We start from the raw sequence: 25,879 nt of genomic DNA, 5'->3' as shown, positions 1-25,879 counted from the left end.
GGCAATGAAAACACGTAAAATTGGACTCGCAAATTATCTTGCTTACGGTTCAGGGGACTTCCTCGGAGCGGGGACTACCGCCCTGACGGCCGCCTGGCTTTTGTATTTTTATACGACCTTCTGTGGACTCACACCGATTGAAGCAACCTTTATCTTCGCCGCCGCAAGGGTGCTGGATGCGGTTGTCAGTCCGTTAATGGGCTTTTTAACCGATAATTTTGGTACCACCTGGCTGGGTAAGCGTTTTGGCCGGCGTAAGTTCTTCATCCTGCTCGGTATTCCCTGCGTTTTCAGCTACTCGCTGATGTGGGTAGGGGACATGAGTTTCTGGTATTACCTGCTGACGTATCTGATCTTTGATATTGTTTACACCATGATTCTGGTGCCGTATGAAACGCTGGTGCCGGAAATGACTGACGATTTCAAACAAAAAACCAAATTCTCCGGGGCGCGTATCTCCATGGCCCAGATGTCCGCCATTCTGGCCTCCTTCCTGCCGGGGATCCTGCTCACGCATTTCGGCAAAGACAACGCGATCTCCTTCTTCTATGCAAGCCTGGTCTTCTCCGTACTTTGCGCGCTGATGCTTACTTTCGTCTGGTTCTTCACCTGGGAGCGTCCGCGGGAAGAGTGGTCTGAAGCAGCCCTGCGCGCTGAAGAAGAGAAGAAAAAGCTGACCCTGGGACAGAGCCTGAACCGTCTTTTTGTCGAATTAAGTTCGACGCTGCGTATCAAGATTTTCCGCCAGCATCTGGGCATGTATCTCGGCGGCTATATTGCCCAGGATGTGTTCAACGCCGTATTCACCTATTACGTGGTGTTTGTGCTGATGCAGGAAGCATCCATGGCGTCCAACCTGCTGGGCACGATGGCCATCTTCCAGTTCCTCGCCGTGATTGGCATGATCCCGCTGTGCATTCGCTTCGGACCTGCGCCGTCTTACCGCATGGTGGTCGTGCTGTTTGGCCTGGCCTCGCTCTCTTACGCGGTGCTTTATTACGCGGGTCTGAGCGACGTTTACGCTCTGCTGCTGCTGATCTCTGCGGTTGCCGGTCTTGGCCGCGGGGGTATTAACTACGTACCGTGGAATACCTACACCTACATTGCTGACGTGGACGAAGTGATCACCGGTCAGCGTCGCGAAGGGATCTTCGCGGGCATCATGACGCTGACCCGTAAAGCGTCCCAGGCCGGTGCGGTAATGCTGGTGGGGATCGTGATGCAGATGTCTGGCTTTGTCAGCGGTCAAAAAGTGCAGCCTGCGGAAGTGAGCCACACTATCCTGATGATCCTGAGCGTCGGCACCATTCTGGTACTGTTCTGCGGCTTCCTGGTCTCCCTGCGCTTCAAACTCAATTTGCAGACCCACAGCACCCTGCGTGAAGAGACCGCGAAAATGCGCGAGTCCGGCCATGCGATGCCGGAGGCGGCGACCCCGCAGGCCCGCGCCACCGTGGAGATGCTGGCCGGTATGCCGTATGAATCCCTGTGGGGCAACAACAATATCGGTTACCTGAATCGCAACAAGCCGGCGGCCCCTTCGCTGAAGGATCGTGCGGTACTGAATTCGACATACAACAGAGGTTAAGATGATGAAAGTTTGGCCTGTCAAACATAGCCCGTTACTGCGTCAGCCTGAGCGCTTTATCGCCAGGGATGAACTGAAATCGCTGATTCAAAAGGTGACGCATAATCTGGTCAATATCCACGACAAAACGGGTGAGTTTTTGCTGCGGCTGGACGACGGGCGCGTAATCGACACCAAAGGCTGGGCCGGATGGGAATGGACGCACGGCGTTGGTTTGTACGGTATCTGGCAGTATTACTGCCAGACCGGTGACGCAGGCATGCGCGAGATTATCGACAGCTGGTTTAATGACCGTTTCGCAGAAGGCGCAACCACCAAAAACGTGAATACCATGTCGCCGTTCCTGACACTGGCGTATCGCTACGAAGAGACCAAAAACCCGGCCTGGTTGCCGTGGCTGGAAAGCTGGGCGGAATGGGCGATGAATGAGATGCCGCGCACCGAACATGGCGGCATGCAGCACATCACACTGGCGGAAGAGAACCATCAGCAGATGTGGGATGACACGCTGATGATGACGGTGCTGCCGCTGGCGAAAATCGGCAAGCTGCTTAACAAGCCGGAGTACGTCGAGGAGGCGATCTATCAGTTCCTGCTCCACGTACAGAACCTGATGGATCGTGAGACGGGGCTGTGGTTCCACGGCTGGAATTACGACGGCAATCACAACTTTGCCCGGGCCCGCTGGGCGCGCGGCAACAGCTGGCTGACCATCGTGATCCCGGATTTCCTCGAATTGGTGGATCTGCCAGAAAACAACGCCGTTCGTCGCTATCTGGTGCAGGTGCTAAATGCGCAGATCGCCGCACTGGCAAAATGTCAGGATGAGAGTGGATTGTGGCATACGCTGCTGGACGATCCTGATTCTTATCTGGAGGCGTCGGCCACGGCAGGGTTTGCCTACGGCATTCTGAAAGCCGTGCGCAAGCGGTATGTCGGCGCAGAGTATGCAGAGGTGGCGGAGAAAGCGATCCGCGGTATCGTGCAAAACATCTCGCCGGAAGGGGAACTGCTGCAAACGTCCTTCGGGACGGGGATGGGCAGCGATCTGGCGTTTTACCGCCAGATACCGCTGACCTCGATGCCGTATGGCCAGGCAATGGCGATTCTGTGTCTGACGGAATATTTGCGGAAATATTTTTAATACCTGAATAATAATCTCATTACTGCAAAGCCTCTTTTAGAAGAGGCTTTTTTTTATAATGGCACCGGGAAAATACCTTACGCTATCAATATCAGGCGTGTTATATATTGATGTGGTGAATACTAGGCTGGAAATACATTACGCTTAATATTAAATCGTGATTTTCTTCACAAAACATAATTCGTATTTATCCTGTTTTTTATCTGCGTTAAGATTCTTCTAATATTCATACAAGGAGTGATGCAATGGAAAATACAATGGGCGGTATTATCGTTAACCCTGCTGTAAATATGCATGCCGATAAAATGTCTGATGAACATATCAATATGTTCGACACGGTTTTCAAGGATATTGATGGTGCGGGTTATTTCCCACTACTGTATGTCGGAAGCCAGCTTGTGGCTGGCCAGTTCCATACCTTTATTGCGCTTCGCCGTTTTATCCATGCGGAAGGCCCGGAAAAATCACTGGTTAAGGTGATTATTTTTCAAAGCCTGAATAATGACTTTGCCATTCATTCAATTTCTGAGTTTTAATGATTTTAACTACGGATAATTATTTAGACTGAAAAGGACATCATTATGTGGAAATCAGCGAAAAGAGATGAGTTTATCCCATTGGACGCGCCTGTAGCAGGTTATGAAATAGGTGTTCCTGGTATCAAAGGACCATCTCCATTGTTTATTATTCGCGCAAAAGTGAATGGTGGGATTCATCCGGGGAAATGGGTGTTCGGCAATACGGCATGGGTCCCATGGGGAGGAAGAGAGCACTTTTGTAATGAATTTGAAGTTTACGTGGGCGCTTTAAAATGGGTAGACGTTAAGGATAAACATTTCCCACCGAATATGGTTGAGGCGGGACATGAAGCCAATGGCACTAAGCTCTACGTTGCCCGCGCAAAATTCGATAACGGTCTCTTTGTGGGTAAAGCTGGAAGTCACCTCAGCAGAGGTTGCTGCATCGGCTATAACGGCAGAGAGTATGAATTAGATACCTTCCAGGTACTCGTTCACGACTGATGGCGTTCATTTATAAAAAAACCCGGCAACCGCCGGGTTTCTTTTTTACATACGTTCTATGGTTTCGATACCCAGGGTATCCAGACCCAGTTTCAGGGTCTTCGCCGTCAGCTGCGCCAGCTTCAGGCGGCTGTTACGCACCGCTTCGCTCTCGGCGGTCAGGATAGGGCAGTGTTCGTAGAAGCCAGAGAACAGACCGGCCAGATCGTAAAGGTAAGCGCACATAACGTGCGGCGTACCGTCGCGCGCGACCACAGAGAGCGTCTCTTCGAACTGAAGCAGGCGGGCAGCCAGTTGTGCTTCACGGTCTTCGGTAAGGGTCACCGTGGCGTTCGCCAGCACGCTTTCGTCAATACTGGCTTTACGGAAGACGGAGAGTACGCGGGTGTAAGCGTACTGCATGTATGGCGCCGTGTTGCCTTCAAACGCCAGCATGTTGTCCCAGTCGAAGATATAGTCGGTGGTACGGTTCTTGGAGAGATCCGCGTATTTTACCGCACCGATCCCAACCGCGTTAGCCAGTTTCTCCAGCTCGTCAGCAGGCATATCCGGGTTCTTCTCGGCCACCAGGCGACGGGCGCGCTCCAGCGCTTCATCCAGCAGATCGGAGAGCTTCACGGTGCCGCCTGCACGGGTTTTGAACGGCTTACCGTCTTTACCCAGCATCATGCCGAACATGTGGTGTTCCAGCGGCACGGAATCCGGCACATAACCCGCTTTACGCACGATAGTCCACGCCTGCATCAGGTGCTGGTGCTGACGGGAGTCGATGTAATACAGCACGCGGTCCGCATGCAGGGTTTCGTAACGGTATTTCGCACAGGCGATATCGGTGGTGGTGTAGAGATAGCCGCCATCCTTTTTCTGGACGATCACGCCCATCGGTTCGCCTTCCTTGTTTTTATACTCATCAAGGAATACTACCGTTGCGCCTTCGCTTTCCACCGCCAGGTTTTTGGCTTTCAGGTCCGCCACAATGCCCGGCAGCATCGGGTTATACAGGCTTTCACCCATTACGTCGTCGCGGGTCAGGGTCACGTTCAGACGGTTATAGGTAAGCTGGTTCTGGGACATGGTGATGTCCACCAGCTTGCGCCACATCTCGAGGAAGTACGGATCGCCGCCTTGAAGTTTCACCACGTAGCTGCGCGCGCGCTCGGCAAAGGCTTCGTCTTCGTCGTAGTGTTTTTTGGCTTCACGGTAGAAACCTTCCAGGTCTGCCAGCGCCATTTCGCCTGCGTTTTCCTGCTGCTGTTTTTCCAGATATGCGATCAGCATACCGAACTGCGTGCCCCAGTCGCCTACGTGGTTAGCGCGGATCACCTTGTGACCGAGGAACTCCAGGGTACGCACGGCCGCATCACCGATAATGGTGGAGCGCAGGTGACCGACGTGCATCTCCTTCGCCACGTTTGGCGCGGAGTAGTCAACCACCACAGTCTGCGCTTCTGGCTGAGCCACGCCAAGACGGTCAGATTTCAGCGCCGCGTCAACGTGGCTTGCCAGGAACGCAGGCTCAAGGAAAATGTTGATAAAGCCCGGACCGGCGATTTCGGTTTTGCTGGCGATGCCGTTGAGATCCAGATGCGTCAGTACCTGCTCAGCGAGCTGTCGCGGCGGCATGCCCAGTTTTTTAGCCACTGCCATCACGCCATTAGCCTGATAGTCGCCAAACTGTACTTTCGCTGACTGACGAACCTGTGGTTCGCAATCCGCAGGCGCACCTGCGGCAATCAGTGCCTGACTGACTTTTTCTGAGAGAAGAGCCTGAATATTCACCTGGATACCTTACGTTTTTGATGCGGGTAAAAAACACCCACGCCAGTTTAAGAATTTAGGGCGGGAGTATACTGCAAATGCCCTCGGGCGTCAGCCCTGCGGGGGGCGAAGATCGCTCAGAATCCAGGCGAAGACGGTATGCATAATCATGCAGTCAAAAAAACCGTGATTCTGCGGTTGGTCGACAGAGGGCAACAGAGTAAATTAGCGGCTTTGCGACACGAAACGAGACTGACCTATGGCGAACTGGCACACCATTGACGAACTGCATGATATTTCCGCAGATTTACCGCGCTTCATCCAGGCGTTCACAGAACTTGCCACCCGTCTCGGGCTGGATATCGCGCCGCTTGAGGCCGATCACATCTCTTTGCGCTGCCACCAGAATGCCACCGCCGAACGCTGGCGGCGTGGCTTTGAACAGTGCGGTGAACTGCTGTCAGAGAATATCATTAACGGTCGCCCGATTTGCCTGTTCAAACTTCACGCGCCGGTTACGGTGGCGCACTGGCAATTCACCGTTGTGGAACTGCCCTGGCCAGGAGAAAAGCGTTATCCGCACGAAGGCTGGGAGCATATCGAAATTGTTCTGCCTGGGGAGCCCGAGACGCTGAACGCCCGTGCGCTGGCGCTGCTTTCCGAAGAGGGGTTAAGCCAGCCGGGTATTTTCGTCAAAACCAGCTCGCCAAAAGGTGAGCGCGAACGCTTACCAAACCCTACGCTTGCCGTAACGGACGGCAACGTGACGGTGAAATTCCATCCCTGGACTATTGAGCAGATCGTCGCCAGCGAAGCGTAAGCACTGTGAGCGTCGATCCAGACACGAATCGGGCAACGTGCCACGATGGTACGTTGAGTGAAATTTAAGGAGGATGACATGGCGCTGCTGGAAATTTGTTGTTACAGCGTGGAGTGTGCCGTCACTGCGCAACGGCAGGGGGCCGATCGCATCGAGCTTTGCGCGGCACCGAAAGAAGGGGGATTAACCCCGTCCTTTGGCGTGCAGAAATCAGCCCGTCAGGCCATCACCATTCCGGTGCACCCGATTATTCGCCCGCGCGGCGGTGATTTTTGTTATACGGCGGGTGAGTTCAGTGCCATGCTTGAGGATATCGCCCTCGTCCGTGATTCCGGTTTTCCGGGCCTGGTGATCGGTGTGCTGGACGAAGACGGAAACATCGATCTTTCGCGTATGCGCCAGGTCATGCGTGCAGCCCAGGGAATGGCGGTCACTTTTCATCGTGCGTTCGATATGTGTCAGGATCCGATACAAGCCTTTGATACGCTGGCAGAACTGGGCGTGGCGCGCGTTCTGACGTCGGGCCAGCAGCCCTCGGCTGAAAAAGGACTGAAATTAATTACGGAACTAAAAGTACATTCCGGTGTTCCAATAATCATGGCGGGCGCAGGAGTACGCGCCAGCAATCTGGAACTGTTTTTAAACGCAGGGGTGGAAGAGCTACACAGCTCGGCGGGTAAATGGATACCTTCACCCATGCGTTATCGCAATACAGGGTTGTCAATGTCGACGGATGCTGAAGCGGATGAGTACTCGCGCTACGGTGTGGATGGAGAGTCGGTTGCGGAAATGAAATCGCTGATTGAACGTCATCACGTGTAGCAACGTACCGATTTTTACCGCGCATCATGTCGCCCAATATGATGCTTGCTTGTACCAGGCCCCTGCAAATTACACAGGGGCCTTTTTTTCTCCTTCATATTTCAAGCCGCAGCCGCGTTGGCCGCCTCGCTCACCCCGGTCACTTACTGATGTAAGCTCCCGGGGATTCGCTGCGTTGCCGCCTTGCTGCAACTTGAACTATTTTGGAGAAAACGTGCGACGCGTAGGCCGGGTAAGGCGCAGCCGCCACCCGGCACAAACTACGGCTTGGTCGCAATCAATACCGCACGCATCGGGGCCGGATAGCCTTCGATGGTTTTACTGTGATCGTCCGGGTCGAGGAACTGCTCCAGCGATTCGGTGATCATCCAGTCGGTGCGACGCTGTTCCTCAACCGACGTCACGCACACATCGGCGATGCGTACATCGACAAACCCACATTTCTCCAGCCAGTTCTTCAGCGCCAGCGCGGAAGGGATGAAGTAAACGTTGCGCATCTGCGCATAGCGATCGCCTGGCACCAGAACGGCATGTTCATCCCCTTCGATGACCAGCGTTTCCAGCACCAGCTCACCGCCGCTGACCAGCTGATCTTTCAGTTGCCAGAGATGCTCCAGCGGGGAACGACGGTGGTACAGCACGCCCATCGAGAACACGGTATCAAAGGCTTTCAGAGCAGGGAGTTGCTCGATACCCAGCGGCAGCAGGTGCGCGCGCTGGTCGTTACCTAGCAGCTTTCGCACCGCTTCAAACTGGCACAGGAACAGCTGCATCGGATCGATACCGACGGCCAGATGCGCGCCTGCGCCGATCATGCGCCACATGTGATAGCCGCTACCGCAGCCCACGTCCAGAATGGTGCGCCCGGTCAGGTCGGATAAATGCGGCAGAACGCGATCCCACTTCCAGTCTGAGCGCCATTCGGTATTGATGTTCACGCCGTACAGCGAGAACGGCCCTTTGCGCCACGGCATCAGGTTACGCATCAGCGTTTCGATGCGGTTGATCTGCCCGGCCGGGAGCGGCTCTTCGCTCTCCGCCGTCACGCTGTGCAGTAAATCCAGACGATGAGGCGTCAGTTCAGGCAGAAACTCCACGGCGTTGGACCACTGCTTCAACAGACCATGCTGCTGATCGCGCTGCCAGGTGGCAATTTGCGCAGGCAGGGTTTCCAGCCAGTGGGATAGGTGGTTTTTGGCAATCAGCTGATAGAAATTACCGAACTCGATCATGCTGCGTCTCCGGCTTTCAGCGCCACCAGAGAACCAAAGTTAAAGCACTGGAACCACAGTTCGCTGTGTTCAAATCCGGCTTTGCGCAGGCGCGCTTTGTGTGTTTCAACGGAATCCGTCAGCATGACGTTTTCAAGCATGCTGCGCTTCTGGCTGATCTCCAGCTCGCTGTAGCCGTTTGCACGCTTGAAATCATGGTGCATGTTGAACAGCAGTTCGCCCACGCTGGCGTCTTCAAAGCTGAATTTCTCAGACAACACCAGCGCGCCGCCCGGGTTGAGGCCCTGATAAATTTTATCCAGCAACCGCTGACGATCGTCCGGCACCAGGAACTGAAGGGTAAAGTTCAGGACCACCATCGAGGCGTTCTGGATGTCGATATCGCGGATATCGCCTTCCACCACCTCCACAGGCGTAGGGGCTTTATATGCGTCAATGTGGCGACGGCAGCGTTCAACCATGGCCGGTGAGTTATCGACAGCCACAATCTTGCAGCCTTCGTGATGAACGTTACGACGAATGGACAGCATTGCCGCTCCCAGCGAACAGCCCAGGTCATAGACCTGCGTGCCGGGTTGAACGAAACGCTCCGCCAGCATGCCGATCATGGAGATGATATTGGAATAACCGGGAACAGAGCGCTGGATCATATCCGGGAAGACTTCGGCTACCCGTTCATCAAAGGTCCAGTCGCCCAGGCTGGCGATAGGCGCGGAAAAAAGCGTGTCGCGATCTGACATAACGTAAAAATCCGGGAAAAATAAAGGGGCATATTGTGCGCTAATGGAAGGAGAAAACCAACTCCCACGGCATATACCAAAGGTTAGCCAGCACCATCAGCAAAAGCGAGCACCAGGTCGCGCTCATGCCGGAACGACGCCAGCGGATCAGGCGGTGGTGAAAACCATAATAATGCATCAAACGCCCTGCAATCAGCAGCAGCCCACAGACGTGCACCATCCAGGTTTCAGCGCCATCCATCTCCATTAACAGCAGTAAAATTAACGCGACGGGAATGTACTCGACCGCGTTGCCGTGGATCCGGATTGCGCTTTGCAGCTCAGAAAAGCCCCCGTCACCGTAGGAGACGCGGTACTGCATTCTCAGGCGCACAACATCAAATGAAAATTTAATCAGCAGTAATGCACCTAACACCGCATACAGCGCGCTGACCATACTAACTCCCTGTTTTTGGCAGATGGCACGTCTCTATGATAGGGGGTGATTTCAGAAAAGAGAAGATTGTTGTGGGATGGACGGCGCGGGGCCAACCGACGGAACCGCCTGCTGCAAGGCCTGCCAGAGAGCATCGACCAGTTCAGGTGCCTGGGCAATATCCGGCGTATGTAAAAACAGGTACGGGGTGGTGGTTTGCTCCCATTTCGCGAGCGTTTGCAGCCAGACGGCGAACATCTCTTCATTCTGTTGCATGTTATCGCTGCCGATAAACCGGACCATCGGGTTCTGCGCGGTAACAATGGCGTGAACCGGTACTTTCGGTTTTTTGCGCTGGGCATCAACAACGGCTTCGCTGTGCGGGATTGCGTTGTGCACGGGGCGGCTGTCGAGGATCACGCGGTTGACCGATCGTTTATGCAGGCCGCGATTCAGCGCTTTCTCCGCGTCGCCTTTGGCAAAGAAATCTGGATGCCTCACCTCCACACCGTACGTGAAATCGTGGGGCAGGGCGTCGAGAAACTGCCAGAGGGCTTGTAGATCGCGCGGGCCGAACGTGGCGGGAAGCTGGAGCCAGTACTGGCCAACACGGTTTGCCAGGGGCGACATCCGGGTGAAAAACTCGTGGGTTAAATCATCGCAGTTTCGCAGCGCGGCGTTGTGGGAGATGGTTGCCGGAAATTTGAAGCAAAAGCGGAAATCGTCGGTGGTTTGCTCGCGCCAGCGCTCGACGATCTCCGTGCGTGGCAGAGCGTACAGCGTGGTATTGCCCTCCACGCAGTTAAAGTGTCGGGCATACTCTTCAAGGCCAGTAATACCCAGGCGCACCCATTTCGGGTGCGACCACTGGGGCAAACCCACGTACATCATAGCGCGCTGAGGATCTCATCCGTGCTGCGCACGCGACCAATACGCGGGAAGATATGGGTCATGCTGCCCTGATGCTGATCCGCAGAGGCTGCGCTGCACGCATCTTCCGCTATCACCAGATTAAAGCCCAGCTCCCAGGCGTTACGGGCGGTGGATTCCACACCGATGTTGGTGGAGATCCCGCACAGAATAATAGTGTCTATCCCGCGACGGCGCAGCTGGAGCTCCAGGTCAGTGCCATAGAATGCGCCCCACTGGCGTTTGGTGACTTCTAAATCGCTGTCGCGTTTACCGAGCGAGACCGGGTATGTCCACCAGTTGTCCGGCAGCGCATGCGCCGGGGCCTGAGCATCAACTGGCTGCTTTAGCGCTTCGGCGAAATCAGTGGACCAGCCGACACGCACCATGACGACAGGCGCACCGCTGGCCCGGCATTTTTCCGCCAGACGCGCAGCACGGCTTACAACATCGTCAGCGGTGTGTGGACCACCGGCAAAAGGCAGGATCCCTTCCTGTAAATCAATGACCACAAGGGCGGTTTTGGTGGCATCAAGCGTTAACATTGTCACTCCAGTAAAATTAATTGCTTTTTTACACCTTACGACGGGATGGCCTGTTATCGGTCGGATAATTTTGTTAATTTTTGTGAGAATAGACAATAAGAGCACAGCAAACACGCGTCAGGCCGTGCTTCGCTCTTATCGTGCGGCAGAATTTCCAGTATAATAGCCGCCTTTTTTCATCCAGTTGTGACATACAGAAAGCTGCGACATCGTAGCCTGTAAGACAGGCGACAATCAGCCTGCGGCTAATTAAGGGATATCTCATGCGTACAGAATATTGCGGGCAGCTGCGTCAGTCCCACGTCGGGCAGCAGGTCACCCTGTGTGGTTGGGTCAATCGTCGTCGCGATCTTGGTAGCCTTATCTTTATTGATATGCGTGACCGCGAAGGTATCGTTCAGGTGTTCTTCGATCCGGATCGCGCTGATGCGTTGAAGCTGGCCTCTGAGCTGCGTAATGAGTTCTGCATTCAGGTGACGGGCACCGTGCGTGCGCGTGACGAGAAAAACATCAACGCCGATATGGCGACCGGTGCTATCGAAGTGCTGGCGTCCGATCTGGTGATTATCAATCGCGCAGAAGCGTTGCCGCTGGACTCCAACCACGTCAACACCGAAGAAGCGCGTCTTAAATACCGCTACCTAGATCTGCGTCGCCCGGAGATGGCTCAGCGCCTGAAAACCCGTGCGAAAATCACCAGCCTGGTGCGTCGCTTTATGGATGACCACGGTTTCCTCGATATCGAAACCCCGATGCTGACCAAAGCCACGCCGGAAGGCGCGCGCGACTACCTGGTGCCATCCCGCGTCCATAAGGGCAAATTCTACGCGCTGCCACAGTCACCACAGCTGTTCAAGCAGCTGCTGATGATGTCCGGCTTCGACCGCTACTATCAGATCGTGAAATGCTTCCGCGATGAAGATCTGCGTGCAGACCGTCAGCCAGAATTTACCCAGATCGATGTCGAAACCTCCTTCATGACCGCCGGGCAGGTGCGTGAGGTGATGGAAGCCCTGGTGCGTAGCCTGTGGAACGACGTAAAAGGCGTTGAGTTGGGCGATTTCCCAATCATGACCTTCGCGGAAGCCGAGCGTCGCTACGGCTCCGACAAACCAGACCTGCGTAACCCGATGGAGCTGGTGGACGTGGCAGACCTGGTGAAAGCCGTTGAGTTCGCGGTCTTTGCTGGTCCGGCTAACGATCCGAAAGGCCGCGTGGCTGCCCTGCGCGTACCGGGCGGTGCTGCGCTGAGCCGTAAGCAGATTGACGACTACGGCAACTTCATCAAGATCTACGGTGCGAAAGGTCTGGCCTATATTAAAGTAACCGAGCGTGCTAAAGGTCTGGAAGGCATTACCAGCCCTGTTGCGAAATTCCTGAATGCGGACATCGTGGAAGCTATTCTGGAGCGCACCGGCGCGCAGGACGGCGATATGATCTTCTTCGGCGCAGACAACAAGAAAGTCGTTGCGGATGCGATGGGCGCGCTGCGTCTGAAGCTCGGCAAAGACCTGAACCTGACCGATGAAAGCAAATGGGCGCCGCTGTGGGTGATCGACTTCCCGATGTTTGAAGACGACGGTGAAGGCGGCCTGACCGCGATGCACCACCCGTTCACCTCGCCAAAAGACATGACGGCGGCGGAACTGAAGGCTGCACCGGAAGATGCGGTAGCGAATGCCTACGATATGGTTATCAACGGCTACGAAGTGGGCGGCGGCTCCGTGCGTATTCACAGCGGTGAAATGCAGCAGACCGTGTTCGGCATTCTGGGCATTAACGAGCAGGAGCAGCGCGAGAAGTTTGGCTTCCTGCTTGACGCCCTGAAATACGGTACGCCTCCGCACGCGGGTCTGGCCTTTGGTCTTGACCGTCTGACCATGCTGCTGACCGGCACCGACAACATCCGTGATGTTATCGCCTTCCCGAAAACCACCGCAGCGGCGTGTCTGATGACTGAAGCGCCAAGCTTTGCCAACCCGGCCGCGCTGGCTGAGCTGGGCATTGAGGTGGTGAAGAAGGAAGAGAAAAACTGATATGACATATAAGCGTCCCGTTTCGGTTCTGGTGGTCATTTATGCAGAAGACTCGAAGCGGGTGCTGATGTTGCAGCGGCGCGACGATCCTGATTTCTGGCAGTCGGTTACCGGCAGTCTGGAAGAGGGGGAGTCCGCGCCGCAGGCCGCCGCGCGTGAAGTAAAGGAAGAGGTCGCCATTGACGTTGCTCGCGAGCAACTGACCCTGAAGGACTGTCAGCGCACGGTGGAGTTTGAAATTTTTAGCCATTTACGTCATCGCTATGCACCGGGAATTGAGCGCAATACGGAATCGTGGTTCTGCCTTGCGCTTCCCCATGAGCGGGAGATCGTGTTCACGGAACACCTGACCTACCGCTGGGTGGATGCGGCGGATGCCGCCGCACTGACCAAGTCATGGAGCAACCGGCAGGCGATAGAAGAATTTGTAATTAACGCTGCCTGAGAAGGCGCGATTTTTGGAGAACTTTTTATGGCAGGTCATAGTAAGTGGGCCAACACCAAACACCGTAAAGCGGCACAGGATGCCAAACGCGGTAAAATCTTTACCAAAATCATTCGTGAGCTGGTAACAGCGGCGCGTCTGGGTGGCGGCGATCCGGCCTCTAACCCACGTCTGCGCGCGGCGGTGGATAAAGCCCTGTCCAACAACATGACGCGAGACACCCTGAACCGTGCAATCGCACGTGGCGTGGGCGGTGATGAAGACGCGAACATGGAAACCATCATTTATGAAGGTTACGGTCCTGGCGGTACGGCGGTGATGGTAGAGTGCCTGTCCGACAACCGTAACCGTACCGTTGCGGAAGTGCGCCACGCGTTCACCAAAACCGGTGGTAACCTGGGCACTGACGGTTCTGTAGCGTACCTGTTCAGCAAAAAAGGCGTCATCTCCTTCGAGAAAGGCGACGAAGATGCGATCATGGAAGCGGCGCTGGAAGCCGGTGCGGAAGACGTAGTGACCTACGACGACGGCGCTATCGATGTCTACACCGCATGGGAAGAGATGGGTGCCGTGCGCGATGCGCTGGAAGCGGCAGGTCTGAAAGCGGATAACGCTGAAGTGTCCATGATCCCTTCCACAAAAGCGGACATGGATGCAGAAACCGCACCGAAACTTCTGCGTCTGATCGACATGCTCGAAGACTGCGACGACGTGCAGGAAGTGTATCACAACGGTGAAATCTCTGATGAGGTTGCAGCGACTCTCTGATGAGAGCCTGTAAACCGTTTACGGGAGACGCGTGATGTCGATTATCCTCGGGATTGACCCCGGCTCACGCGTCACCGGGTATGGCGTTATCCGTCAGGTGGGACGCCAGCTAACCTACCTCGGCAGCGGCTGTATTCGTACCAAAGTGGACGATCTGCCGTCGCGCCTGAAGCTCATTTATGCGGGCGTGTCGGAGATCATCACCCAGTTTCAGCCGGACTTTTTCGCCATCGAGCAGGTCTTTATGGCGAAGAACGCTGACTCGGCGTTAAAGCTCGGGCAGGCGCGCGGCGTGGCGATAGTTGCCGCCGTGAACCAGGACCTGCCAGTGTTTGAATACGCGGCCCGTCAGGTTAAGCAGACGGTGGTGGGCATAGGTAGCGCTGAGAAAAGCCAGGTGCAGCACATGGTGCGTACACTGCTGAAGCTCCCGGCGAACCCGCAGGCCGACGCCGCCGATGCGCTGGCCATTGCGATTACCCACTGCCACGTCAGCCAGAACGCGATGCAAATGAGCGAGTCGCGGCTCAATCTGGCGCGAGGCAGATTACGATAATGACAAATCAGGCTGGATGTTTATCCAGCCTTTTTTTATTATGTCGGCAGTTAATTTCATCCAGAACGCAGGAGCGTCACGTGATAGGCAGACTCAGAGGCATCATCATTGAAAAACAACCCCCGTTAGTGCTGCTGGAAGTGGGTGGCGTGGGCTATGAAGTCCATATGCCGATGACCTGCTTCTACGAGTTGCCGGAGGCGGGCAAAGAGGCGGTTGTCTTTACCCAGTTTGTGGTGCGTGAAGACGCTCAGCTGCTGTACGGATTCAATAACAAACAGGAACGCACCCTGTTCCGCGAATTAATTAAAACCAACGGCGTCGGGCCCAAGCTGGCGCTGGCGATTCTGTCCGGTATGTCAGCGCCACAGTTTGTGAATGCCGTTGAGCGCGAAGATCCGGCTGCGTTAATTAAACTTCCGGGCATCGGCAAGAAAACCGCCGAGCGCCTGATTGTCGAAATGAAGGACCGCTTTAAAGGTCTGCATGGCGATCTGTTCACTCCGGCAGCCGATCTGGTGCTGACTTCACCGGGCGGGCCAGCGACGGATGATGATGCCGAGCAGGAAGCGGTTGCCGCGCTGGTGGCGCTGGGCTATAAACCTCAGGAGGCCAGCCGTATGGTGAGTAAAGTTGCCAAACCGGATGCCAGCAGTGAAACTCTGATTCGTGAAGCGCTGCGCGCTGCATTGTGAGGTAAAGGATGATTGAAGCAGACCGCCTGGTATCGGCAGGCACCATTCAGCCAGATGACGTGGTGGATCGCGCGATCCGTCCCAAACTGCTGGATGAGTACATCGGCCAGCCGCAGGTTCGTTCTCAGATGGAGATTTTCATCCAGGCGGCAAAGCTGCGCGGCGATGCGCTCGATCACCTGTTGATTTTTGGTCCGCCGGGGTTAGGTAAAACCACTCTGGCGAATATCGTCGCCAACGAAATGGGCGTTAACCTGCGTACCACCTCCGGCCCGGTGCTGGAGAAAGCAGGGGACCTGGCGGCGATGCTGACCAACCTCGAACCGCATGACGTGCTGTTTATCGATGAAATCCACCGCCTGTCACCGGTGGTGGAGGAAGTGCTCTATCCGGCGATGGAGGATTACCAACTGGATATCATGATCGGCGAAGGCCCGGCCGCGCGCTCGATCAAAATCGATCTGCCACCGTTTACCCTGATTGGTGCCACGACCCGCGCCGGCTCGCTGACCTCACCGCTACGCGACCGTTTTGGTATCGTGCAGCGTCTGGAGTTTTATCAGGTGCCCGACCTTCAGCATATTGTGGGGCGCAGCGCGCGCTACATGGGGCTGGATATGAGCGAAGAGGGAGCGTTTGAAGTGGCGAAACGTTCCCGCGGTACGCCGCGTATCGCCAACCGCCTGCTGCGTCGCGTGCGTGATTTTGCCGAGGTGAAGCACGATGGCACCATTTCGGCTGACATTGCTGCGCAGGCGCTGGATATGCTGAACGTTGATGCCGAAGGCTTTGACTATATGGACCGTAAGCTGCTGCTGGCGGTGCTGGATAAGTTCTTTGGCGGGCCGGTGGGGCTGGATAACCTGGCGGCGGCAATTGGCGAAGAGCGTGAGACTATCGAGGACGTGCTGGAGCCGTATCTGATCCAGCAGGGCTTTTTACAGCGTACCCCGCGTGGTCGTATGGCGACGGTGCGGGCGTGGAATCATTTCGGCATAACGCCGCCCGTGATGCCGTAAGTAGCGATTAATGGTAGCCCCGGTAAGCGAAGCGCCACCGGGGACATGCTGACTACTGCGCAGTCTTTTTCATCATACTGAAAATAAACAACACCGCCGCGCACAATACCACCGACGGCCCCGCTGGCGTGTCATAAAACGCCGAGAAGGTTAATCCGCCCGTCACTGCGATCATCCCGATTATCACCGCGATACCGGCCATTTGCTCCGGCGTACGCGCAAAACGACGCGCCGTGGCGGCAGGGATTATCAACAGCGACGTGATGATCAGCGCGCCAACAAATTTCATCGCCACCCCGATGGTTAACGCCGTCACCAGCATCAAGAGCAGCTTCACGCGCTGAAGCTTCACGCCGTCGACAAAGGCCAGATCGGGGCTGACGGTCATTGCCAGTAAATTCCGCCACTGCCACAGCAGGATCCCGAGCACCACCACCACGCCAATGGCAATGGAAATCAGATCTTCGGGCGTGACGGCCAGCAGATCGCCGAACAGATAAGCCATCAGGTCCACGCGGATGTTTGACATCAGGCTCACCACCACCAGGCCCAGCGACAGGGCGCTGTGCGCCATAATGCCGAGCAGGGTATCAATGGCCAGGTGAGGGCGTTTTTCCAGCCAGACCAGACCGGCGGCCAGCAGCAGCGTGACGACAATCACCGCATAAAAAGGGTTCACGTCCAGCAACAAACCAAACGCGACACCCAGCAATGACGCATGGGCCAGCGTATCGCCGAAATAGGACATTCTGCGCCAGACGACAAACGAGCCGAGTGGACCCGCGGCGCAGGCAAGCATAATCCCGGCCAGCCAGCCGGGCAGTAACAGTTCAATCATGAGTGTCCATTTCCCCGACGCAGGACAATTCGTCCCTGTAAATCATGGCGGTGATTGTGATTATGGCGATAGATGCCCAGCTGTTCGGCGCCACGATGGCCAAACATGGAGATAAATTCGGGATGCATTGACACCACTTCCGGCGTGCCGGAACAACAGATGTGATGGTTCAGGCACAGCACTTCGTCGGTTTTGGCCATTACCAGATGCAGATCATGGGAGACCATCAGCACCGCGCAGTTAAGCTCCCGACGGAGCTGGTCGATAAGATCGTACAGCGCAACCTGACCGTTGACGTCGACACCCTGCGTCGGCTCGTCCAGGACCAGCAGCTGAGGGCTGCTGAGCAGGGCGCGGGCAAGCAATACGCGCTGGGTTTCACCGCCTGACAGCTTTTGCAAAGGCGCCTCAACAAGATGTCCCGCCTGAACGCGTTTTAGCGCCGGTAGGATATCCGCTTTACGCGTACCGGGACGGAGACGCAGGAAGCGGCTCACCGTCAGGGGCAGGGTGGCATCAAGATGTAATTTTTGCGGCACATAGCCGATACGCAATTTGTCCTCGCGGACGATAACACCTGCGTCAGGGGCTACCAGGCCTAATACGACGCGCACCAGCGTCGATTTGCCTGCACCGTTAGGGCCGAGCAGCGTGAGTATTTTGCCGGGCTTCAGATTCAGCGACACGTCAGAAAGGACGCGGCGCTGGCCGAATGAGACCGAAACATTTTCAAGAGAAACTAAAGTCGTCATGTCAATTTAAGCTTGCAGAAGTCATCGAATGTTATAATATCACATTCCACGCATTCATTACGATGATTAGTCGCATTATGTTACAGAAAAATACGCTTCTTTTCGCAGCTTTATCCGCTGCTCTTTGGGGGACAACAGCACAAGATGTTAACGCTGCCGTTGTCGCTTCGCTTAAACCACTTGGCTTTATCGCCGCTGCCATCGCCGACGGTGTGACGGACACAGAGGTTCTTCTGCCTGACGGGGCCTCCGAGCATGATTATTCTCTGCGTCCGTCTGATGTAAAACGCTTACAGAACGCGGACTTAGTCGTCTGGATTGGTCCTGAGATGGAAGCGTTCATGCAGAAATCCGCTAAACAGGTCCCTGCGGAGAAACAGGTGACGATAGGTGAGCTGTCCGCTGTGAAACCGTTGCTGATGAAAGGGGCTGAGGACGAGGGCGACGAACACGACCACGACCATGCTCATGGCGAAAAAGGTGACGACCATCACCATCACGGTGAATACAACATGCATCTCTGGCTCTCCCCAGAGATAGCGCGGCTTACAGCGGTTGCAATCCACGACAAATTAGTGGAACTTATGCCGCAAAGTCGAATCAAACTCGACGCCAACCTGAAGGATTTTGAGGCTCAATTAGCCGCAACCGACAAACAGGTAGGTAACGAGCTCGCACCGCTTAAAGGAAAAGGGTACTTCGTTTTTCATGATGCCTACGGGTATTACGAGAAACATTACGGTCTGACCCCATTGGGGCATTTTACCGTCAACCCTGAAATTCAGCCTGGTGCGCAGCGTTTACATGAAATCAGAACACAGTTGGTTGAGCAAAAAGCGACATGCGTTTTTGCTGAGCCACAGTTCAGGCCAGCGGTCGTAGAAGCCGTGGCCAGGGGAACATCCGTGCGCATGGGAACCCTTGACCCGCTAGGTACGAACATCCAGTTGAGCAAAGCGAGCTATTCGCAGTTCCTCAGCCAACTGGCGAATCAGTATGCGAGCTGCCTGAAAGGAGATTAACGAGGAAGTGAATACGTGCAACAGATAGCCCGCTCTGTCGCCCTGGCATTTAACAATCTGCCTCGACCCCACCGCGTTATGCTGGGGTCGCTTACAGTTCTCACGTTAGCGGTCGCCGTCTGGCGGCCCTATGTTTACCACCCGAGTTCTGCCCCTATTATTAAAACCATCGAACTGGAGAAGAGCGAGATCCGCTCTCTGCTGCCTGAGGCCAGCGAGCCTATCGATCAGGCCGCACAGGAAGATGAAGCTATTCCCCAGGATGAGCTGGATGACAAGATCCAGAATGAAACCGGCATTCATGAATATGTTGTTTCTACTGGCGATACGCTGAGCAGCGTCCTGAACCAGTACGGTATCGACATGGGCAACATTAGCCAGCTTGCCGCATCCGATAAAGAGCTGCGTAACCTGAAAATTGGTCAGCAGCTTTCCTGGACCTTAACGCCCGACGGCGATCTGCAACGTCTGACCTGGGAGATGTCCCGTCGCGAAACCCGCACCTACGATCGCACCGCAAACGGTTTCAAAATGACCAGTGAAATGCAGCAGGGCGACTGGGTTAACAGCGTGATGAAAGGGACCGTCGGCGGCAGCTTTGTTTCCAGTGCCCGCGATGCTGGCCTGACCAGCGCTGAAATCAGCTCGGTGATCAAAGCCATGCAGTGGCAGATGGATTTCCGCAAACTGAAAAAAGGCGATCAGTTCTCTGTCCTGATGTCCCGCGAAATGCTGGACGGAAAGCGCGAGCAGAGCCAGCTGGTGGGTGTTCGCTTGCGTTCAGACGGCAAAGACTACTACGCCATTCGCGCGGAAGACGGTAAGTTCTATGACCGCAGCGGTACGGGCCTTGCAAAAGGCTTCCTGCGTTTCCCAACGGCGAAACAGTTCCGCGTCTCCTCCAACTTTAACCCGCGTCGTCTGAACCCGGTAACGGGTCGCGTAGCGCCGCACCGTGGCGTTGACTTCGCCATGCCGCAGGGCACGCCAGTGCTGGCGGTAGGTGATGGTGAAGTGGTCATGGCGAAACGCAGTGGTGCTGCTGGCTACTACGTGGCTATTCGTCACGGTCGTACGTACACCACCCGCTACATGCACCTGCGTAAACTGCTGGTCAAACCGGGCCAGAAGGTGAAACGTGGCGATCGCATCGCGCTGTCCGGTAACACAGGCCGTTCGACGGGGCCGCACCTGCACTACGAAGTGTGGATCAACCAGCAGGCGGTTAACCCGCTGACGGCGAAACTGCCGCGCACCGAAGGGCTGACCGGGAAAGATCGCAAAGATTACCTGGCGCAGGTGAAAGAGGTGATGCCACAGCTGCGCTTCGACTAAGCTAACACCCTCAAAAATAAGCCGGCGTCAGTGTGCGCCGGCTTTTTCTTTTGTACGCGGACGGCTGCCTCGCTACACTATCTGAATATATTTTTGCGTCACCAGACCCTGGAACCCGCATGGAAACCAAAAAAAACAATATTGAGTACATTCCCGAGTTTGAAAAATCCTTTCGCCACCCGCGTAACTGGGGCGCCTGGCTTGGCGTATACGCGTTTGCTGGCATGGCGTTACTACCTGCTTCCCTCCGCGATCCGGTTCTCGGAAAAGTGGGGTGCCTGGCAGGGCGCTTAGGTAAAAGCGCACGCCGCCGGGCGCAAATAAACCTTCTGTACTGCTTCCCGGATAAAACCGACGTCGAACGCGAAGCAATCATTGATGACATGTATACCACCGCGCCACAGGCCATGGCGATGATGGCGGAACTGGCGCTGAAAGGGCCGGAAAAGATCGTCGACCGCGTTGACTGGAAAGGGCTGGAAATCATCGACGAGATGCGTCGCAATGATGAAAAAGTGATTTTCCTGGTGCCGCACGGTTGGGGGGTCGACATTCCGGCAATGTTAATGGCATCGCAGGGCCAGAAAATGGCGGCGATGTTCCATAATCAGGGAAACAAAATCTACGATTTCGTCTGGAATACCGTGCGCCGTCGCTTTGGCGGACGCCTGCACGCCCGTAACGATGGCATTAAGCCTTTCATTCAGTCGGTACGTCAGGGTTACTGGGGCTACTATCTGCCCGATCAGGACCACGGTCCTGAGCACAGCGAGTTCGTCGATTTCTTCGCGACCTATAAAGCTACGCTACCCGCGATTGGTCGCCTGATGAAAGTCTGCCGCGCCCGCGTGATCCCGCTGTTCCCGGTTTATGACGGTAAAACGCATCGCCTGAGCATTGAGGTACGTCCGCCGATGGACGATCTGCTGACCGCGGACGATCGCACCATTGCACGCCGCATGAATGAAGAGGTGGAAGTGCTGGTGGGGCCACATAAGGAGCAATATACGTGGATCCTGAAGTTGCTCAAAACGCGTAAACCTGGCGAAACAGAGCCGTACAAGCGTAAAGAGCTTTTCCCGAAGAAATAGGAAACCTTCACCCCTCTCCCCTTAGGGGAGAGGGGATCGGAGCTTACTCTACGGTCAGTACGCGGGTGGTATTGGTTGAGCCGATGGTGCTCATCACGTCACCCTGCGTCACGATAACGATATCACCGGATACCAGATAACCTTTGTCGCGCAGCAGGTTCACGGCATCGTGCGCGGCGGCCACGCCATCGTTGGTGCTGTCGAAGTAGACTGGCGTCACGCCGCGATACAGCGCCGTCAGGTTCAGCGTACGCTCGTGACGGGACATGGCGAAGATCGGCAGACCGGAGCTGATGCGAGACGTCATTAGCGCGGTACGGCCAGATTCGGTCATGGTGATGATCGCCGTGACCCCTTTCAGGTGGTTGGCTGCGTACATCGCGGACATCGCAATCGCTTCTTCCACATTGTCGAACTGGATATCCAGGCGGTGCTTGGAGACGTTAATGCTTGGGATCTTCTCCGCACCCAGGCAGACGCGCGCCATGGCGGCCACGGTTTCCGCCGGATACTGACCCGCAGCGGTTTCTGCTGACAGCATCACTGCGTCAGTACCATCCAGCACGGCGTTCGCCACGTCCATGACTTCCGCACGGGTTGGCATTGGGTTGGTGATCATGGATTCCATCATCTGGGTGGCGGTGATCACCGCGCGGTTCAGCTGACGCGCGCGACGGATCAGCGCTTTCTGGATACCGACCAGTTCAGGGTCGCCAATTTCCACGCCCAGATCACCACGGGCAACCATCACCACGTCAGACGCCAGGATCACGTCGTCCATCGCGTCCTGATCGCAGACCGCTTCAGCGCGTTCCACTTTCGCAACGATTTTCGCATCGCAGCCTGCATCACGCGCCAGGCGGCGAGCATAGTTCAGATCTTCGCCGCAACGGGGGAAGGAGACGGCCAGATAATCCACGCCGATCTGCGCTGCGGTCACGATATCCGCTTTGTCTTTATCGGTCAGCGCTTCGGCAGACAGGCCACCGCCGAGTTTGTTGATGCCTTTGTTGTTGGAGAGCGGGCCGCCGACGGTCACTTCGGTGAACACCTTCATACCCTGAACTTCCAGCACTTTCAGCTGTACGCGTCCGTCGTCCAGCAGCAGGATGTCGCCAGGCACAACGTCAGCAGGCAGACCTTTGTAGTCGATACCCACTTTTTCCTTATCGCCTTCGCCTTTGCTCAGGTTGGCATCCAGCAGGAATTTATCGCCGATGTTGAGGAAGACTTTGCCTTCTTTAAAGGTCGATACGCGGATTTTTGGACCTTGCAGGTCACCGAGGATAGCAACATGGCGGCCCAGTTTAGCTGCGATTTCACGCACTTTGTCGGCACGTAATTTATGGTCTTCTGGCGTACCGTGAGAGAAGTTCATGCGCACCACGTTGGCACCCGCGGCGATAATCTTCTCGAGGTTATTATCGCGGTCGGTGGCCGGGCCTAGGGTGGTGACGATCTTGGTTCTGCGAAGCCTTCTGGACATGTAATACTCCGTTGACTGAAACAACTTTGGTGTTGCGTGAACATAGAATCGGCCTTCATCTATCGCAAGGCAGTAGCGAGGGGACCGAATGCCGTAAATCGTACATCGTCGTTATTAGGGAACATCGCTCTTTATAAGCAATTCTTTATCAAAACGCGATTCTTTCAGGGCTTCCTTGACCCGCTTCAAGTTATCCCGGAATTTTGCGCCCCGGCGTAAAGTAAAACCGGTCGCCAGCACGTCGATGACCGTCAGCTGCGCCAGGCGGGAGACCATCGGCATGTACATGTCGGTGTCTTCCGGTACGTCCAGGGTAATGGCGAGCGTTGCTTCCCGGGCCAGCGGCGTACCTGCCGTCGTCAGGGCGATGACCATCGCATCGTTGTCACGCGCGAGTTGCGCCAGCTCCACCTGGCTCTTGGTGCGGCCCGTATGGGAGATGAGTACCACGACATCATCTTCGCTACAATTCATACAGCTCATGCGTTGCAGCACAATGTCATCGGAGTAAATCACCGGCACGTTAAAGCGAAAGAACTTATTCATGGCGTCATGCGCCACGGCGGCGGACGAGCCAAGGCCAAAGAAGGCAATCCGTTTGGCCTGCGTAAGAAGATCGACCGCGCGATTCACTGAACTCATGTCCAGAGACTGGCGAACATGGTCGAGCGTGGCCATTGCCGATTCAAATATTTTTGCGGTGTAAGCATCAACGCTGTCGTCTTCATCTACATTGCGATTAACATACGGGGTACCGTTTGCCAGACTTTGTGCCAGATGCAGTTTAAAATCAGGAAAGCCGCGGGTGTCCAGACTACGACAGAATCGATTGACCGTCGGTTCGCTGACGCCCGATTCCTGTGCCAGAGCGGCGATGCTTGAATGAATCGCCTGAGCGGGCGCGGCGAGAATAACTTCGGCCACTTTGCGCTCGGATTTGCTAAGGTGTTCCAGTTGAAACTGGATTTTTTCCAGCATGTTCATTGTTAACAAGACGCTCATGAGGGCATAAACGATTTCATAGAGATGAAACCTTGATTCGATTTAGCCGATATTACCCCCGGGACACCCGAAAGGGTAATCGTCGACAAGAAATGTTGTTGTTTTTTTTCATTACTTGATCGACGTCGGGTTTTGCTCTGCCCCTGTTGCGCAAAGAATCGACGTTTGTTGCGTCACCAGACGGGCGTAATGGCCCGCGCGACGAAAAATCACCGTATCGCACGTGACGTTAAGCGCTAATGGTTTCAGGAAACGCGTAAAAGCAGTACAGTGCATTGTAATAAAATTACAACGATACCTGGCAGAGTACCAGGAGATCTAACTGAGGAGAATGACATGGCGGTAACGCAAACAGCCCAGGCATGTGACCTGGTCATTTTCGGCGCGAAAGGCGATCTTGCACGCCGAAAATTGCTGCCTTCCCTGTATCAGCTCGAAAAAGCGGGCCAGATCCATCCCGATACCCGAATCCTTGGGGTAGGGCGCGCCGACTGGGATAAGGAGGCTTATACCAAAGTCGTGCGCGAGGCGCTCGAAACCTTCATGAAAGAGAAAATCGATGAAAGCCTTTGGGATAAGCTGAGCGGGCGTCTCGATTTCTGCAATCTGGACGTCAACGATGTAAGCGCCTTTACCCGTCTGGGTGAAATGCTGGACCAGGAAAATCGCGTCACCATTAACTATTTCGCCATGCCGCCAAGCACCTTCGGCGCCATCTGCAAAGGTCTGGGCGAAGCGAAGCTGAACGCCAAACCGGCGCGCGTGGTGATGGAGAAGCCGCTGGGTACGTCGCTTGCAACCTCGCGTGAAATCAACGACCAGGTGGGCGAGTTCTTTGAGGAGTGTCAGGTTTACCGTATTGACCACTATCTTGGTAAAGAGACGGTTCTGAACCTGCTGGCGCTGCGTTTTGCCAACTCCCTGTTTGTGAACAACTGGGACAACCGCACTATCGACCACGTGGAAATTACCGTGGCGGAAGAGGTGGGCATCGAAGGCCGCTGGGGCTACTTCGACCAGGCCGGCCAGATGCGTGACATGATCCAGAACCACCTGCTGCAAATTCTGTGCATGATTGCCATGTCTCCACCGTCAGATCTGACGGCCGACAGCATTCGTGACGCCAAAGTGAAAGTGCTGAAATCACTGCGCCGTATTGACCGCTCCAACGTGCGTGAGAAAACCGTGCGCGGCCAGTACACCGCAGGTTTTGCCCAGGGGAAAAAAGTCCCTGGCTATCTGGAAGAAGAGGGCGCGAACAAGTCCAGCAACACCGAAACGTTTGTGGCGATCCGCGTGGATATCGACGACTGGCGCTGGGCCGGCGTGCCGTTCTACCTGCGTACCGGGAAACGTCTGCCGGCAAAATGCTCCGAAGTGGTGGTCTACTTCAAAAATCCGGAACTGAACCTGTTCAAAGAATCCTGGCAGGAACTGCCGCAGAACAAACTGACTATTCGTCTGCAACCGGATGAGGGGGTGGATATTCAGATCCTGAACAAAGTGCCGGGTCTTGATCACAAACACAACCTGCAAACCACCAAACTCGACCTGAGTTACTCTGAAACTTTCAACCAGACGCATCTGGCCGATGCTTACGAGCGTCTGCTGCTGGAAACCATGCGTGGTATCCAGGCGCTGTTCGTCCGCCGCGATGAAGTGGAAGAGGCGTGGAAGTGGGTCGACTCAATCACCGAAGCGTGGGCAGCCGACCAGGACGCGCCAAAACCGTATCAGGCGGGAACATGGGGACCTGTCGCCTCCGTTGCGATGATCACCCGTGATGGCCGCTCCTGGAACGAGTTTGAATAACCCCCATCTCTAGCCCAAAGGTGTTAT

The 25,879-nt window shown here is 55.4% G+C and carries 26 protein-coding genes; 16 read left to right on the top strand and 10 right to left on the bottom strand.

The window, feature by feature from the left end; genetic code table 11:
• Positions 1-4: 4 nt before the first annotated feature.
• The 4 genes from L2Y28_RS13135 (at position 5) to L2Y28_RS13120 (ending at position 3,754) form a co-directional block, all read left to right on the top strand.
• The gene (locus tag L2Y28_RS13135; RefSeq protein WP_022648498.1) at positions 5-1,588 is read left to right on the top strand and encodes an MFS transporter; all 1,584 of its coding nucleotides are present in this window, start codon (positions 5-7) and stop codon (positions 1,586-1,588) included.
• 4 nt (positions 1,589-1,592) lie between these two features.
• The gene (locus L2Y28_RS13130) at positions 1,593-2,732 is read left to right on the top strand and encodes a glycoside hydrolase family 105 protein (RefSeq protein ID WP_032622451.1); all 1,140 of its coding nucleotides are present in this window, start codon (positions 1,593-1,595) and stop codon (positions 2,730-2,732) included.
• Positions 2,733-2,977: 245 nt separating this feature from the next.
• Positions 2,978-3,268 carry a hypothetical protein gene (locus L2Y28_RS13125; RefSeq protein WP_022648496.1) on the top strand — a complete coding sequence of 97 codons (291 nt, stop codon included), beginning with the start codon at positions 2,978-2,980 and terminating at the stop codon, positions 3,266-3,268.
• Between the two features lie 45 nt (positions 3,269-3,313).
• Positions 3,314-3,754 (top strand): DUF3421 domain-containing protein, encoded by a 441-nt coding sequence (locus L2Y28_RS13120; protein WP_022648495.1) that lies wholly within the window; start codon positions 3,314-3,316, stop codon positions 3,752-3,754.
• 45 nt (positions 3,755-3,799) lie between these two features.
• Here L2Y28_RS13120 and argS read toward each other — a convergent pair whose 3' ends face one another.
• On the bottom strand, positions 3,800-5,533 hold the full coding sequence (argS, locus tag L2Y28_RS13115) for an arginine--tRNA ligase (protein WP_022648494.1): 1,734 nt from the start codon (positions 5,531-5,533) through the stop codon (positions 3,800-3,802).
• A 238-nt stretch (positions 5,534-5,771) separates the two neighbouring features.
• On the opposite strand from argS, the gene L2Y28_RS13110 reads away from it, so the two are divergent.
• Both L2Y28_RS13110 and cutC read left to right on the top strand, forming a co-directional pair.
• Positions 5,772-6,332, top strand: a complete 561-nt coding sequence (locus L2Y28_RS13110) for a VOC family protein (protein ID WP_022648493.1) — start codon at positions 5,772-5,774, stop codon at positions 6,330-6,332.
• A gap of 78 nt (positions 6,333-6,410) precedes the next feature.
• Positions 6,411-7,154 carry a copper homeostasis protein CutC gene (gene cutC / locus L2Y28_RS13105; protein WP_022648492.1) on the top strand — a complete coding sequence of 248 codons (744 nt, stop codon included), beginning with the start codon at positions 6,411-6,413 and terminating at the stop codon, positions 7,152-7,154.
• 260 nt (positions 7,155-7,414) lie between these two features.
• Here the strand turns inward: cutC and cmoB are convergent, their stop codons facing one another.
• The 5 genes from cmoB to L2Y28_RS13080 are packed head-to-tail and all read right to left on the bottom strand — an operon-like array spanning position 7,415 to position 10,995.
• Positions 7,415-8,386 (bottom strand): tRNA 5-methoxyuridine(34)/uridine 5-oxyacetic acid(34) synthase CmoB, encoded by a 972-nt coding sequence (cmoB, locus tag L2Y28_RS13100; RefSeq protein WP_015570275.1) that lies wholly within the window; start codon positions 8,384-8,386, stop codon positions 7,415-7,417.
• Complete coding sequence (cmoA, locus tag L2Y28_RS13095; RefSeq protein ID WP_236919552.1) at positions 8,383-9,126, bottom strand: carboxy-S-adenosyl-L-methionine synthase CmoA; 744 nt, start codon at positions 9,124-9,126, stop codon at positions 8,383-8,385. The genes cmoB and cmoA overlap by 4 nt, the downstream gene beginning before the upstream one ends.
• Positions 9,127-9,166: 40 nt before the next feature.
• Entirely contained in the window at positions 9,167-9,562 is a 396-nt protein-coding gene (locus L2Y28_RS13090) for an MAPEG family protein (RefSeq protein ID WP_003859737.1), read from the bottom strand.
• Between the two features lie 51 nt (positions 9,563-9,613).
• Positions 9,614-10,432 (bottom strand): DUF72 domain-containing protein, encoded by an 819-nt coding sequence (locus L2Y28_RS13085; RefSeq protein WP_022648491.1) that lies wholly within the window; start codon positions 10,430-10,432, stop codon positions 9,614-9,616.
• Positions 10,429-10,995 (bottom strand): hydrolase, encoded by a 567-nt coding sequence (locus L2Y28_RS13080; protein ID WP_022648490.1) that lies wholly within the window; start codon positions 10,993-10,995, stop codon positions 10,429-10,431. The genes L2Y28_RS13085 and L2Y28_RS13080 overlap by 4 nt, the downstream gene beginning before the upstream one ends.
• 263 nt (positions 10,996-11,258) lie before the next feature.
• Between L2Y28_RS13080 and aspS the strand changes: the two genes are divergently transcribed.
• The 6 genes from aspS to ruvB all read left to right on the top strand — a co-directional run bounded on the left by aspS (position 11,259) and on the right by ruvB (position 16,514).
• Complete coding sequence (gene aspS, locus L2Y28_RS13075; RefSeq protein WP_022648489.1) at positions 11,259-13,031, top strand: aspartate--tRNA ligase; 1,773 nt, start codon at positions 11,259-11,261, stop codon at positions 13,029-13,031.
• 1 nt (position 13,032) lies between these two features.
• Positions 13,033-13,476 carry a dihydroneopterin triphosphate diphosphatase gene (gene nudB, locus L2Y28_RS13070; RefSeq protein ID WP_022648488.1) on the top strand — a complete coding sequence of 148 codons (444 nt, stop codon included), beginning with the start codon at positions 13,033-13,035 and terminating at the stop codon, positions 13,474-13,476.
• A 27-nt stretch (positions 13,477-13,503) separates the two neighbouring features.
• Positions 13,504-14,244, top strand: coding sequence for a YebC/PmpR family DNA-binding transcriptional regulator (locus L2Y28_RS13065; protein ID WP_003859747.1), 741 nt, complete (start codon positions 13,504-13,506; stop codon positions 14,242-14,244).
• Between the two features lie 34 nt (positions 14,245-14,278).
• Positions 14,279-14,800: a crossover junction endodeoxyribonuclease RuvC gene (gene ruvC / locus L2Y28_RS13060; protein ID WP_014884319.1), complete on the top strand. Its 522-nt coding sequence runs from the start codon at positions 14,279-14,281 to the stop codon at positions 14,798-14,800.
• Positions 14,801-14,880: 80 nt separating this feature from the next.
• Positions 14,881-15,495 carry a Holliday junction branch migration protein RuvA gene (ruvA, locus tag L2Y28_RS13055; protein ID WP_022648487.1) on the top strand — a complete coding sequence of 205 codons (615 nt, stop codon included), beginning with the start codon at positions 14,881-14,883 and terminating at the stop codon, positions 15,493-15,495.
• Positions 15,496-15,503: 8 nt separating this feature from the next.
• Positions 15,504-16,514 carry a Holliday junction branch migration DNA helicase RuvB gene (ruvB, locus tag L2Y28_RS13050; protein WP_022648486.1) on the top strand — a complete coding sequence of 337 codons (1,011 nt, stop codon included), beginning with the start codon at positions 15,504-15,506 and terminating at the stop codon, positions 16,512-16,514.
• Positions 16,515-16,566: 52 nt separating this feature from the next.
• Here the strand turns inward: ruvB and znuB are convergent, their stop codons facing one another.
• Both znuB and znuC read right to left on the bottom strand, forming a co-directional pair.
• A complete protein-coding gene (znuB, locus tag L2Y28_RS13045) occupies positions 16,567-17,352 on the bottom strand; it encodes a zinc ABC transporter permease subunit ZnuB (protein WP_022648485.1) in 786 nt (261 codons plus the stop codon).
• A complete protein-coding gene (znuC, locus tag L2Y28_RS13040; RefSeq protein ID WP_003859757.1) occupies positions 17,349-18,104 on the bottom strand; it encodes a zinc ABC transporter ATP-binding protein ZnuC in 756 nt (251 codons plus the stop codon). Before znuC ends, znuB begins: the two co-directional genes overlap by 4 nt.
• A 77-nt stretch (positions 18,105-18,181) precedes the next feature.
• On the opposite strand from znuC, the gene znuA reads away from it, so the two are divergent.
• The 3 genes from znuA (at position 18,182) to lpxM (ending at position 21,552) form a co-directional block, all read left to right on the top strand.
• Positions 18,182-19,126, top strand: coding sequence for a zinc ABC transporter substrate-binding protein ZnuA (gene znuA, locus L2Y28_RS13035; RefSeq protein WP_032622452.1), 945 nt, complete (start codon positions 18,182-18,184; stop codon positions 19,124-19,126).
• Positions 19,127-19,141: 15 nt separating this feature from the next.
• Positions 19,142-20,461 carry a murein DD-endopeptidase MepM gene (gene mepM, locus L2Y28_RS13030; protein WP_022648483.1) on the top strand — a complete coding sequence of 440 codons (1,320 nt, stop codon included), beginning with the start codon at positions 19,142-19,144 and terminating at the stop codon, positions 20,459-20,461.
• A 119-nt stretch (positions 20,462-20,580) separates the two neighbouring features.
• A complete protein-coding gene (gene lpxM, locus L2Y28_RS13025; protein ID WP_022648482.1) occupies positions 20,581-21,552 on the top strand; it encodes a lauroyl-Kdo(2)-lipid IV(A) myristoyltransferase in 972 nt (323 codons plus the stop codon).
• Between the two features lie 43 nt (positions 21,553-21,595).
• Here lpxM and pyk read toward each other — a convergent pair whose 3' ends face one another.
• Positions 21,596-23,038, bottom strand: coding sequence for a pyruvate kinase (gene pyk / locus L2Y28_RS13020; RefSeq protein WP_003859767.1), 1,443 nt, complete (start codon positions 23,036-23,038; stop codon positions 21,596-21,598).
• Positions 23,039-23,152: 114 nt separating this feature from the next.
• Positions 23,153-24,022, bottom strand: a complete 870-nt coding sequence (locus tag L2Y28_RS13015; protein WP_003859769.1) for a MurR/RpiR family transcriptional regulator — start codon at positions 24,020-24,022, stop codon at positions 23,153-23,155.
• Positions 24,023-24,376: 354 nt separating this feature from the next.
• On the opposite strand from L2Y28_RS13015, the gene zwf reads away from it, so the two are divergent.
• The gene (gene zwf, locus L2Y28_RS13010; RefSeq protein WP_022648481.1) at positions 24,377-25,852 is read left to right on the top strand and encodes a glucose-6-phosphate dehydrogenase; all 1,476 of its coding nucleotides are present in this window, start codon (positions 24,377-24,379) and stop codon (positions 25,850-25,852) included.
• Positions 25,853-25,879 lie beyond the last annotated feature (27 nt).

The sequence above is a fragment of the Enterobacter sp. JH25 genome, assembly GCF_021725435.1.
In the GTDB taxonomy this organism is placed as follows: domain Bacteria; phylum Pseudomonadota; class Gammaproteobacteria; order Enterobacterales; family Enterobacteriaceae; genus Enterobacter; species Enterobacter intestinihominis.
This window is presented reverse-complemented; position numbering and strand designations above follow the sequence as displayed.